General features: G+C 71.2%; 11 protein-coding genes. 5 read left to right on the top strand and 6 right to left on the bottom strand.

What is annotated here, in order from left to right:
* On the top strand, window positions 1–616 hold a 616-nt coding region (locus tag JAN01S_RS12170; RefSeq protein ID WP_218000032.1), incomplete at its 5' end, for an SGNH hydrolase domain-containing protein.
* A 43-nt stretch (window positions 617–659) separates the two neighbouring features.
* On the opposite strand, the gene JAN01S_RS12165 is transcribed toward JAN01S_RS12170, so the two are convergent.
* Complete coding sequence (locus tag JAN01S_RS12165; protein WP_068318648.1) at window positions 660–2591, bottom strand: acyltransferase family protein; 1932 nt, start codon at window positions 2589–2591, stop codon at window positions 660–662.
* Between the two features lie 153 nt (window positions 2592–2744).
* Between JAN01S_RS12165 and JAN01S_RS12160 the strand changes: the two genes are divergently transcribed.
* Genes JAN01S_RS12160 through serC form a run of 3 tightly spaced genes read left to right on the top strand, consistent with a single transcriptional unit; the run spans window position 2745 to window position 5865 of the window.
* Window positions 2745–3854 (top strand): citrate synthase 2, encoded by a 1110-nt coding sequence (locus JAN01S_RS12160; protein WP_068318647.1) that lies wholly within the window; start codon window positions 2745–2747, stop codon window positions 3852–3854.
* Window positions 3851–4750 (top strand): LppX_LprAFG lipoprotein, encoded by a 900-nt coding sequence (locus JAN01S_RS12155; RefSeq protein WP_068318642.1) that lies wholly within the window; start codon window positions 3851–3853, stop codon window positions 4748–4750. The genes JAN01S_RS12160 and JAN01S_RS12155 overlap by 4 nt, the downstream gene beginning before the upstream one ends.
* A complete protein-coding gene (gene serC, locus JAN01S_RS12150) occupies window positions 4747–5865 on the top strand; it encodes a phosphoserine transaminase (protein WP_068318640.1) in 1119 nt (372 codons plus the stop codon). Before JAN01S_RS12155 ends, serC begins: the two co-directional genes overlap by 4 nt.
* A gap of 90 nt (window positions 5866–5955) precedes the next feature.
* Here serC and JAN01S_RS12145 read toward each other — a convergent pair whose 3' ends face one another.
* The 5 genes from JAN01S_RS12145 to JAN01S_RS12125 form a co-directional block, all read right to left on the bottom strand.
* Window positions 5956–7239: an MFS transporter gene (locus JAN01S_RS12145; protein ID WP_068318638.1), complete on the bottom strand. Its 1284-nt coding sequence runs from the start codon at window positions 7237–7239 to the stop codon at window positions 5956–5958.
* The gene (locus JAN01S_RS12140; RefSeq protein WP_068318634.1) at window positions 7236–7682 is read right to left on the bottom strand and encodes a MarR family winged helix-turn-helix transcriptional regulator; all 447 of its coding nucleotides are present in this window, start codon (window positions 7680–7682) and stop codon (window positions 7236–7238) included. Before JAN01S_RS12140 ends, JAN01S_RS12145 begins: the two co-directional genes overlap by 4 nt.
* 135 nt (window positions 7683–7817) lie before the next feature.
* Entirely contained in the window at window positions 7818–9308 is a 1491-nt protein-coding gene (locus JAN01S_RS12135; protein WP_218000031.1) for an NCS2 family permease, read from the bottom strand.
* A gap of 16 nt (window positions 9309–9324) precedes the next feature.
* Window positions 9325–10092 carry a DUF3027 domain-containing protein gene (locus tag JAN01S_RS12130; protein ID WP_068318631.1) on the bottom strand — a complete coding sequence of 256 codons (768 nt, stop codon included), beginning with the start codon at window positions 10090–10092 and terminating at the stop codon, window positions 9325–9327.
* 1 nt (window position 10093) lies between these two features.
* Entirely contained in the window at window positions 10094–10489 is a 396-nt protein-coding gene (locus tag JAN01S_RS12125; protein WP_068318630.1) for a cold-shock protein, read from the bottom strand.
* Between the two features lie 126 nt (window positions 10490–10615).
* Between JAN01S_RS12125 and JAN01S_RS12120 the strand changes: the two genes are divergently transcribed.
* Window positions 10616–11926 carry an MFS transporter gene (locus tag JAN01S_RS12120; protein WP_068318629.1) on the top strand — a complete coding sequence of 437 codons (1311 nt, stop codon included), beginning with the start codon at window positions 10616–10618 and terminating at the stop codon, window positions 11924–11926.
* The last annotated feature ends 13 nt before the right edge of the window (window positions 11927–11939 follow it).

The following is an 11939-nucleotide window of genomic DNA, read 5'->3' as shown; positions in this document are numbered from 1 at the left end:
CGTGGCGGGCCACACCCGCCGCGGCTCGTGCAACCCGATACCGATCACGTTCAAGTACATGGGCGGGGGCGAGGTCGAGGAGGACCCGACCTGTGCCGAGTGGCGCGAGCGGTGGCCGAGCGAGGTCCGCGGGTCGGGCGCCCAGATCGTGCTCTCCCCCATCGAGACCGCGCTGACCCAACCCATCGTCGTCGACGGCCGGACCCTCGAGCCGGGGACCGACGGCCACGACCGCGAGATCCGCCGCGCGCTCGACGCGCTCCTGGCCCAGACCACGCAGGCCGGGGCCCGCCAGTTGCAGCTGGTCAACGCCACCTGCCACGACGACCCGGCCACCGTGCGCGACGGCGAGGAGGTCGGCGCGGTCAAGATCGACCCGGCCTCGACCAACGAGGTCGTCAGCAGCTGGGCCGAGCGCATCCAGGACCAGCACGGGCCCGTCTCCGTCGCCGTCCTCGACCTCAACTCGGCGCTGTGCTCGCAGGGGTACCGGGCGCGCATCCACGGCGCCGAGCTCTACTCCGACCGCGTGCACTTCTCGCGGCAGGGGTCCCAGCTGGTGTGGACCTGGCTGGCGCCGGAGATCGTCACCGCGTGGAGCTACCGGGACGCCTGACGGCGGCCCGCGCCGACCGCGAAGGTCTCGTTCCGTCCGCGCCTCAGGACGTCGCGTAGTTCGTCGAGACCTGACCGAGCAGCCACTTCCACAGCATCGGCGTGACCTCCGGGGAGAAGTGGAGGAAGTCGTTGTACACCTGCACCCCGTGCAGCGTCTCCGGGTAGCCGTCGGAGCACAGGGCGCCGTCGAGGTCGACGACGTGCACGTCGTCGGGGTGCTGCGCGGCCCAGTCCTCGATGAGCCCGTTGAGGATCTCGGGGTCCTTGTACTCGGCGAGCATCTCCGGCTCCGCCTCGAGCACGGCGCGGACCTCGTCGGGGATGTCCTCCGGAGGGAGGCGACACGGGACGTTGACGATCTGTACCTGGGTGGCCCCGGCCCCCTTCGCTTGCTCGTAGACGGTCTCGAAGCGATCCGTGATCACCGTGCGGAACCGCTCGTCGTCGAGCCAGAGGCGCTCGCCGTCGACGATGTGCGGCAGCCCGACCAGCGGTGAGGCGAAGAGCAGCAGGACCTGGTCCTCGGCCGCGGCGAAGTCGGTCGTCCACTGCTTCTTCTGCGTGACGCACCACGGCTCGGTCTTCTTCGACAACCCGGGCGCCCAGCTGATCGGCTCGTCGAGCAGGTCGCACCCCTCGCGCGCGTGGTTGGTGATCGTCACCCCGGGGAACTGCCCCTGGGGGAAGCGCTCCGCGAGGAAGTACGGGACCGAGTCGCCCAGGACCCCGATGCGCTCGGGCTGTCCGGCGACGTGGGCCGGCTGCCCCGGGACGACGTCGGGCAGGGAGGGGACCGCCGCCGCGGGGGACGGGCGCTCCTCCTCCGGGGCGGTGCGGACGAGGCCGACGGCGAGGACGGCCACGAGGGCGACCGGCAGCACCGAGGCCAGGGTCGTCTCGCGCGTCCGGGGCAGGATCCCGCGGATGCCGTGCTGGATGATCGGCTGCTCGAGGTGGTTGTAGGAGACGTGGGCGACGGCCACCGTCAGCACCATGCTCACGACGAAGATCGCGATGGCGTTGTCGCCGACGGGAGTCTCGGCGAGCGCGAGGTAGATGGGCCAGTGCCAGAGGTAGAGACCGTAGGTCCGCTCACCGACGAACGCGAGCGGCCGCCACGCGAAGAGCTCGCGCGTCGGGTTGGGGCGGGGGTCGGCGCAGGCGAGCACGAGCAGGGCACTGCCGATGCCGAAGGCGAGCATGCCGCCCTGGTTGAACATCCACCCCGTGTACGGCGTGATGATGGCGAAGCAGATGACCGAGGAGACCAGGCCGACGAGGCCACCGATCCGGATCAGTGGCATCGGCAGGTCCGCCGGCGGCCGGCCCTTGCCCTTGGGCGCGCGCAGGACGCCGATCGCGGCTCCGATGAAGAGCGCCTGGGCGCGGGTGTCGGTCCCGTAGTAGAGCCGGGGGTAGTCCGACTGGTCGTGGAAACCGAGGTAGGCGGTCCACACCGCCGAGGCCACGGCGCCGACGAGCAGGACGGCGATGGAGATCTTGCGGTTGCGGAAGAGGACGTACAGGGCGATGAGGACGAGCGGCGCCACGAGGTAGAACTGCTCCTCGATCGCGAGCGTCCAGGCATGCCGAAGGGGGGAGGCCCCGCCGGCGGTCCCGAAGTACTGGTCGCCCTGCTGGATGAGGCGCCAGTTCATGACGTACCCGAGCGTGGCCAGCACGTCCCCACCGAGCTTGCGGCGCACCCCCTCGGGGGCCGCCAGCGCGCCCCACGCCATGACGAAGACGAGCATGGCCAGCAGGGCGGGCACGAGGCGCCGGATGCGTCGCTTGTAGAAGTCCCAGACGTCGATGCTCCCGTACCGGGACTGCTCGGCCGTGAGCAGCCGGACGATGAGGAACCCGGAGAGGACGAAGAAGAGGTTGATCGTCACCCACATGCCCTCGAGCTGCGTGAGCCCGAAGTGGTACCCGATGAACAGGAGGATGAAGACGCCGCGGAGTCCGTCCAACGCGGGGCTGTAGCCCCTCCCCGATCTCGACACCACCGTCTCCTCACTCGCGGATGCCCCCGCGCATGCTACCTGCGCAGCGCCTGCCTGCCGGCCGGGCGCTCGTGCGAGACTGGGCGCTGGCTGAAGACGTACGAAGGAAAGGGGCACGCGATGTCCGATACCGAGGTCAAGCACGGTCTGGAGGGCGTCGTCGCCTTCGAGTCGCAGATCGCCGAGCCGGACAAGGCCGGCGGCACGTTGCGCTATCGAGGGGTCGACATCAACGACCTCGTCGGCAAGGTCTCCTTCGGCCGCGTATGGGGGCTGCTCGTCGACGACTCCTTCGACCCCGGCCTGCCGCCCGCCGAGCCCTTCCCCCTTCCTGTCCACAGCGGTGACATCCGGGTCGACGTGCAGTCCGCGCTCGCCCAGCTCGCCCCGCTGTGGGGCTTCAAGCCGTTGCTCGACGTCGACGACACCCAGGTGCGCGACGACCTGGCCCGCGCGTCGGTCATGGCGCTGTCCTTCATCGCCCAGTCCGCGCACGGCCAGAGCAGCGCGATGGTCCCCCAGGCGCGCGTCGACGAAGGGAAGAACATCGTCGAGCGCTTCATGATCCGTTGGCGCGGGGAGCCCGACCCCAAGCACGTCGAAGCCATCGACGCCTACTTCATCTCCGCGGCCGAGCACGGCATGAACGCCTCGACCTTCACCGCCCGCGTCATCGCCTCCACCGGGGCCGACGCCGCCGCCTGCCTCTCCGGCGCCGTCGGCGCCATGTCGGGTCCGCTGCACGGCGGCGCCCCGTCCCGCGCCCAGCACATGATCGAGGGCGTCGAGCGCACCGGCGACGCGACGAAGTACGTCAAGGAGGCGCTGGACCGCAAGGAGCGCCTCATGGGCTTCGGCCACCGCGTCTACCGCGCCTACGACCCCCGGGCCGCCGTCCTGCGCGAGACCTGCCGGCGCCTGGGCGCACCCCGCTACGAGGTCGCCCTCGAGCTGGAGAAGGCGGCGATCGCCGAGCTCGCGGAGCGCTACCCGGAGCGCAAGATGGAGACCAACGTCGACTACTGGGCCGCCGTGCTGCTCGACTTCGCCGAGGTCCCCGGCGAGATGATGACCCCGCTCTTCGTCTGCGCCCGCACCGCCGGCTGGTCCGCGCACGTCCTGGAGCAGAAGCGCACCGGCCGCCTGATCCGCCCGAGCAGCAACTACGTCGGCCCCGGCCCCCGCGCGATCACCGACGTCGCCGGGTACGACCGGATGCCGACCGCATGAGGCTGGCGCTCTCGTCGACCCTGGCCGTGGCCACCGTCCTCGCCCTCGCCGGGTGCGGGGGCGACGGCGGCCCCGGCCCGACCGCCGGCAGCACGTCCAAGGAGGCACCGATCACCTCCGATGGTCCGCCGCCGAGCGGCGCGACGAGCACGGGCTCGAGCACGTCAGGCTCCAGCACGTCGGGAGCGAGCACGTCGGGTGCGAGCGACAACTCCTCCCCGGCCTCGACCACGAGCTCCTCGAGCGCCGCTCCCTCGTCGACGTCCACCGACACGGGCAAGCCCTTCGACGCCGACGAGTTCACCAGCAGGCTCGAGACGGCGGTCGACGCCAACCCGAGCGTCAGGATCGAGGTCGCCGTCGGGCCGGAGGGCCAACCCAGCGCGACCGCGAGCGGCGTGCAGGACCTGGCCGACGACGCCCTGGAGATGCAGGTCTCCGTCGGGGGCCAGGAGATGACCTACCGACTCGTCGACGGGCAGTACTACCTGAAGCAGGAGCCCAAGTGGGTTCCGGTCACCAAGGACTCGACCAACCCGCTGATCAAGCAGGCGCTGAGCCAGACCGAGCTGCTGAGCATGCGCCGCCAGCTCGACGCCTTCATCGCCGGGGTCGAGGCTGCCGGCGTCAAGGGCACCGAGGAGGTCGACGGGGTGAGCGCCACCCACTACACCGCCACGGTCGACACCGACAAGGCCCTCAAGGAGCTCGGCCTGCCCAAGACAGCCGGCTCGCCCGAGTCGGCGATCTACGACGTGTGGCTCGACGAGGACGACCTCATCCGCAAGATGTCCTTCACTCAGAACGGTGCGCAGGCGACGATGACGGCCTCCGACTGGGGCGAGCCGGTCTCGATCACGAAGCCCAAGGACTCCGAACTGGCACAGGTGCGATGACCGACATCACCATTCCCGAGTCATTGCTCCCCCGCGACGGACGCTTCGGCTCGGGCCCCTCGCGCGTGCGGCCCGAGCAGGTCGCCCACCTCAGCTCCATCGCGGCGTCGGTGCTCGGCACCTCGCACCGCCAGGCGCCGGTGCGCTCCATCGTCGGCAGCCTGCGCGCGGGCCTGGGCGAGCTGTTCTCCCTGCCCGACGGGTACGAGGTCGTCCTCGGCAACGGCGGCTCGACCGCGTTCTGGGACATCGCGGCACTCGGGCTGGTGCGCGAGCGCGCCCAGCACCTCGTGCTCGGCGAGTTCTCGAGCAAGTTCGCCGCGGTCACCCGCAAGGCCCCCTTCCTCGCCGATCCCGACGTCCGCTCGGCCGAGCCCGGCGGCCTGCCCTCCCCCGAGGGCGTCGCCGGGATCGACGCCTACGCGTGGCCGCACAACGAGACCTCGACCGGCGTCATGGCGCCCGTGCAGCGTCCCGCCGGCGCGGACGCCGACGCGCTCGTCCTCGTGGACGCCACGTCGGGAGCGGGCGGACTGCCGGTCGACATCACGCAGACCGACGCCTACTACTTCGCCCCGCAAAAATCCTTCGCCTCCGACGGTGGCCTGTGGTTCGCGATCCTCTCCCCCGCCGCGATCGCGCGGGCCGAGGAGATCGCGGCGACCGACCGCTGGGTCCCGGACTTCCTGTCCCTGACCGCCGCGATCGACAACTCGCGCAAGGACCAGACGCTCAACACGCCTGCGGTTGCGACGCTCGCCCTCATGGACGAGCAGGTGCGCTGGTTCAACGCGTCGGGGGGACTCCCCTTCGCCACGGGCCGGACCGCGGACTCGTCCTCGCGGATCCACGAGTGGGCGACGAAGGGGGAGACCACAAGCCTCTTCGTCACGGACCCGGCCGCGCGGTCGCAGGTCGTCACCACGGTCGACTTCGTCGACGGGGTGGACGCGGCCGCGATCGCGGCGACGTTGCGCCGTAACGGGATCGTCGACGTCGAGCCCTACCGCAAGCTGGGCCGCAACCAGCTGCGGATCGCGACCTTCCCCGCGGTCGAGCCGGACGACGTGAGCGCGCTGCTCGCCTGCATCGACCACGTGCTCGCGCGGCTCTGAGCCGACGCGCTCAGAGGAGGGCCGAGAGCACCGCCACGAGGACCAGGGAGCCGAGCACGGCCCAGGTCATGATCCGGCGGAAGCGCGGCGTCATCGGGCGGCCTGCGGGACGTCGTGGGTCGGGGCAGAGGTGATCCGCACCCTCGGGCGGCGCTGGCTGGAGTAGGTCACCTCGACATTCTCGTGCCGGGCGAGCCAGACGGCGACACCGGCCAGCGTGATCCCCACCGCGACGGCCCCGACGCCGATGGTCCAGCGCGGCCCGAGGACGTCCCCGATCCAGCCGATGATCGGGGCGCCGAGCGGGGTGCCGCCGAAGAAGATCGCCATGTACAAGGCCATGACCCGGCCGCGCATCATCGGCTCGGTGCGCATCTGGACCATCGCGTTGGCGGTCGTCATGACGGTCAGGGCGGTCAGGCCGCACGCGGCGAGCGCGATGGCGAAGGTGACGTAGGTCGGGGCGAGCGCGGCGGCGCCCGCGGCCAGGGTGAAGCCGGCGAGCGAGGTGAGCAGCACGCGTAGGCGGGGCTCGCTGCGGCGTGCGGCGAGCAGGGCGGCGCTCAGCGAGCCGACCGCCATGATCGAGCCGAGCAGCCCGTAGTCCTCGGCTCCGCGGTCGAAGACCTGGGTGGCCATGAGCGCGATGGTGATCTGGAAGTTCATGCCGAAGGTGCCGAGCACGAAGATCAGGACCATGACGAGCACGATGTCCGGGCGGCCGCGCACGTAGCGCAGGCCCTCCAGGGCCGAACCGCGCCCGGTGACGCGCGGTGCCGGCGTCAGCTCGCGCGCCCGCATGCACAGCAGCGCGATGATGACCGAGACGAAGGTCAGGCTGTTGACGAGCAGCGCCTGGCCCGAGCCGACCCAGGCGATGACGAGGCCGGCGACCGCGGGGCCGATGAGCCGGCCGAGGTTGAAGGAGGCGCTGTTGAGCGCCACCGCATTGCTCAGCCGCTCGCGCGGGACCATCTCGGAGACGAAGGTCTGCCGCGCCGGGTTGTCGAAGGCCGTGGCGATGCCCGTGACGAGCGCGAGCAGGTAGAAGTGCCACAGCTGCGCGGTGCCGGTGACGACGAGGACACCACCGGCCAGCGCCGCCAGGCCGAGCATCGCCTGGGTGACGAGCAGCAGCACCCGCTTGGGGTAGCGGTCGGTCACGGCGCCGGTCCACGGCGCGAGGAGGAGCATCGGCAGGAACTGCAGCCCGGTGACGATGCCGAGGGCGCTCGCGGAGTGGTCGGTCAGCTCGGTGAGCACGACCCAGTCCTGGGCGACGCGGCCCATCCAGGTGCCGACGTTGGAGACGATCGCGCCGAGCGCGTAGATGCGGTAGTTGCGGATCGAGAGGGAGGCGAAGGTCGGGCTCATCGGGCCGCGATCCTCGCGAGGATCTCGCTGGCGGCCAGGAGCGTCGCCTGCTCCTGGTCGGTCAGCTCGCCGACCCGCTCGGCCATCCAGCGGTCGCGGCGGCGGCGGGTGCGCTCGAGGGTGGCGCGGCCGTCGGCGGTGAGCTCGACGAGGATGCGGCGCCCGTCCTCCGGGTCGTCGTGGCGCTCGACGAGCCCGTCGTCGGCGAGGCAGCCGACGGTGCGGGTCATGCTCGGGGCCGAGACCTTTTCGATGTCGGCCAGGGCCCGCGGGGTGAGCGGTCCGTCCTCGAGCCGGGCGAGGACGGAGAACTGGTGGGGCGCGACCTCGCCGGTGCTCTCTAAGCGGACCCGGCGGCTGATCCGCATGCACGCCAGGCGCAGGTCCTCGCTGAGGGCGCTGACGTCCTCGGGTCCCAGTGCTCTCGTCCCGGTCTCGGTCACGGGTCTCCCTTCGCTCGTTCCGACAAAGTTAGCACAACTCATTACGTCGGCTAACTATTCCGAGAACGCGCTGACATACACGAGACCGCGCATTTCCCCGGGGAGATGCGCGGTCTCGAGGCGAAGGGGGTGGGCTCACTCCACGCCGAGCAGTCCCTTGATCGGGTCGATCCCGAAGTAGAGGACGAAGAGGGCCGCGACGAGCCACATGAGCGGGTGGATCGTCGAGAAGCGTCCGCGCACCACCTTGATGAAGACGTAGGTGACGAAGCCGGCGCCGATGCCCGCGGTGATCGAGTAGGTGAACGGCATGAGGATGATCGTCAGGAAGGCGGGGACGGCGATCTCCAGGTCGTCCCAGTCGATCTCCTTGACCTGCTGCATCATGAGGAATCCGACGAGGACCAGCGCCGGGGTGGCGGCCTCGTAGGGGACGATCGCGACGAGCGGGGAGAGGAAGGTCGCGAGCAGGAAGAGCACACCCGTCACGACCGAGGCCAGACCGGTGCGCGCCCCCTCGCCCACACCCGAGGCGGACTCGATGTAGCTCGTGTTGGAGCTGACCGAGGCGGCACCACCCGCGGCGGCCGCGAGCGAGTCGACGACGAGGATGCGCTGGCTGTTGGGCGGGTTGCCCTCCTCGTCGAGCAGGTCGCCCTCGGCGCCGACGGCGACCATCGTGCCCATCGTGTCGAAGAAGTCGGCGAGCAGGATCGTGAAGACGAGCAGCGACGCGGAGACGATGCCGATCTTGTCGAAGGACCCGAGCAGGCTGAACTGTCCGAGCAGCCCGAAGTCCGGGGCGGCGACGAAGGTGTCGGGCAGGCTCGGGACGTTCAGCCCCCAGCCGGTCGGGTTGACCAGCTCGCCCTCGGCGTTGGTCTGCGAGCCGACAGAGAAGACGGCCTCGACGATGATCGCCAGGACCGTCGTGCCGAGGATGCCGTAGAGGATCGCGCCCTTCACCCCGCGCACGTGCAGCGTGATGATGACGAAGAGCCCGATGACAAAGACGAGGAGCGGCCAACCGGCGAGGAAGCCGCCGACGCCGAGCTCACCGAGGGGACCCCCTTCGGCCTTGCGCACGAAGCCGGCGTCGACGAGGCCGACGACGGTGATGAAGAGGCCGATGCCGACGGAGATCGCGACCTTGAGCTGCGCGGGGACCGCGTGCAGCACCGCCTTGCGGAACCCGGTGAGGACGAGCAGCAGGATGATCAGGCCCTCGAGGACGACCAGGCCCATCGCGTCGGCCCAGGTCATCTCCGGCAGCTTGGCGATGCCGAAGGCGACGAAGGCGTTGAGCCCCAGTCCCGCTGCGAGCGCGAGCGGGTAGTTGGCCACGACCCCCATGAGCAGCGTCATGACGCCGGCGACGAGCGCGGTGCACGCGGCGACCATGGCGAGGTTGGGCCCGTCACCCCCACCGAGGAAGCCCCCGGTCGAGTCAGCCTGGGTGCCGATGATCAGCGGGTTGAGGACGACGATGTACGCCATCGTGAAGAAGGTCGCGAACCCGCCGCGGACCTCTTGCGCGATCGTCGAACCGCGTTCGTGGATCTTGAAGTACCGCTCGATCGCGGAGGCCTCCGCCGGAGGCGCAGCAGGGGTGGTCATGGGCGCCATCGTAAAGCGCTGCGCCTCAGAGGCTCTCGAGCACCTCGTCGTCGAGGATGGGGGTCCCGATCTTTTCCGGCTCGGGGGCCTCCATGTCGACCTCGGAGTGCGCGCCGCAGCCGTGGTCGCGGCTCACGACGCCACCGTCGCTCGGGCTCCACTCGTTGGCGCAGACGCCGAAGACGCGGCGCAGCTCGCCGGCCATCGGGATGAAGTAGCCGCAGCCCGAGCAGCGACCGGGCGCCTTGACGGCGACCTCGGCGGTCGGTCCGTGCGCGCCGTCGTACCAGCGCTGGGCGGCCGCGTCGCGGCCCTCGGCTGACAGCACGCGCGGACGGCCCAGGCCGAGCTCCCAGAGCGCGACGGCGTCGACGTCCTCCTCGCCGGTGGCCTCGAATCCGGCCACGAGGTTGGGGTCGTCATCGATCTTGGGGGTGACGTCACCGGGGCCCACGTCGCCGGGGGCGAGGCGCTCGGCCCACGGCAGCCACTCCGGGGAGAGGATCGCGTCGTCGCCGGGCAGCAGCTGCGACTCGCAGACCGTCGCCGTCTTCGAGCGCGGGGCGCGGGTGACGGTGACCGCCCAGTTCCACCCGCTGTAGCCGGGCAGGGTCGCGGCGAACCAGTGCGTGCCGAGGCGCTCCCCGTCGAGGGTGAAGCCGACGTGCTCGCCGACCCCCTCCCCCTGCGTCGCCTCGTGGAGCTCGCGACGGGCCGGCTCGACCGCGGCCGCGAGGACGGCGTCGGCCTTGGGCCGCGCCTTGGCGCGCGGCTTGGTGGCGCTCTCGGTCATCTCAGCCCTCCAGGTCGTCGGCGATGCGACGCAGCACCTGGGCGACCTTGGCGCCCTGGGCGCGCTCGGGGTACCGACCGCGGCGCAGGCCGTTGCCGACGCCGTCGAGCAGCTTGATGACGTCCTCGACGATGGCCGCCATGTCCTCGGCGGGCTTGCGGTCGCGCTGACGCAGGTTGGAGGCGACGCTCGGCGGGGCGTCGAGCACCGTGACGCCCATCGCCTGGGAGCCGCGGCGGCCCTCGACGACGCCGTAGTCGACGCGCGTGCCGCCCTTGAGGGTCGTCGTGCCCTCGGGCAGGGCATTGGCGTGGAGGAAGATGTCCGCGCCGTCGTCGCCGGAGATGAAGCCGAAGCCCTTCTCCGCGTCGTACCACTTGACCTTGCCAGTGGGCACCGTGCACCTCTTGCTCGTTACCGGGGGTGTGTGGGCGCACGGGTCCGTGCACCACCGTCAAGGCTAACCCGAAGCGCCGAAAACCCGGTGGTCGGCTGTCGGTGGGCTGGGGCAGCATGGCCCCTCGTGACCACGCTGCCCAAGGACGTCCCCGCCCACGAGATCGGGCCGGGCGTGTCCGGGTTCTGGCGGGCACTTCCGCGCGAAGGGAGGTTCCTCCTCTCGACCGTCGCGCTCCAGCACCTGGGGCGGGGCATGACGCTGCCCTTCACGGTGATCTACCTGCACGAGGTGCGCCATTTTTCCCTCGACACCGCGGGCACGATCATGGCGCTCATCGCCCTGGTCGCCGCGGTCGCCGCGGGCCCGATGGGCAGCCTCACCGACCGGGTCGGGGCGCGGTGGATGCTCATCATCGCCGGCATCAGCCAGAGCCTGGGCGCGGTCGCGATGGCCTTCGCGACGGCGCTCCCACTCGCCGTGACCGGGACCGTGCTCATGGGCCTGTCGGCGAGCATCGGCTGGTCCGCGGCCAACACCTTCATCTCGGCGCTCGTGCGCGGGCCGCTGCGGCAGCGCTACTTCGGGGTCAACTTCGCGCTGCTCAACCTCGGCATCGGCGCCGGCGGACTCATTGCCGGAGCGTTCGTCGACGTCACCCGCCCGGGGACCTTCGAGGCGATCTTCCTCCTCGACGCGGTGCTCGTGCTCATCCCCGGGATCTGGCTGCTGGGCCCCCTTCGTCATGTCCACGCGCGCGCCGAGGCACCGGCGGATGACGCCGGCGCCGCCAGCTACGCCACGGTCCTGCGCCTGCCCGGCATGCGCTGGGTGCTGCTGCTCGCGGTCGTGTCGAGCTTCGTCGGGTACGGGCAGTTCGAGGCGGGCGTGCCGGCCTTCGCCCGCACGGTCTCCCAGGTGGGCACCGAGACGATCGGCGTGCTCTTCGCGGCCAACACGGCGGTCATCGTGCTGCTGCAGTTCTGGGTGCTGCACCGCATCGAGGGCCACCGGCGCACCCGAGTCGGCCTGGTCATGCTCGTCATCTGGTTCGCGGCGTGGGGCGCGATGGGCCTGAGCGGCCTGCTGCCGGCGACCCTGAGCGCGGCCGTCCTCGTCGTGCTCTTCGGCGCGCTCTTCGGTCTGGGCGAGACCCTGCTCCAGCCGACCCTGCCGGCGATCACCAACGACATGGCGCCCGACCACCTGCGCGGCCGGGTCAATGCCGCGCAGTCGACCGCCTTCATGTCCGGCGGCGTGCTCGGGCCGATCGCCGCCGGCGTCCTGCTCGACCGCGGGCTCGGGGCGGTCTTCATCGGCGTCATCATCGCCGGACTCGTCGTCACCGCGTGGGTCATGCTGCGCCTGGAGCGCCTCATCAGCCCGGAGGTCAACGGCGTCACCGCGAGCGCGCCGGACGCGGTGGCCGCCCGCTGAACTACCGTGGGCC

Origin of the sequence: Janibacter anophelis NBRC 107843 (assembly GCF_001570945.1) — a bacterium.
In the GTDB taxonomy this organism is placed as follows: Bacteria; Actinomycetota; Actinomycetes; order Actinomycetales; family Dermatophilaceae; genus Janibacter; species Janibacter anophelis.
The sequence above is the reverse complement of the archived record's forward strand: the minus strand, read 5'-3'. Positions and strand labels throughout refer to the sequence as shown.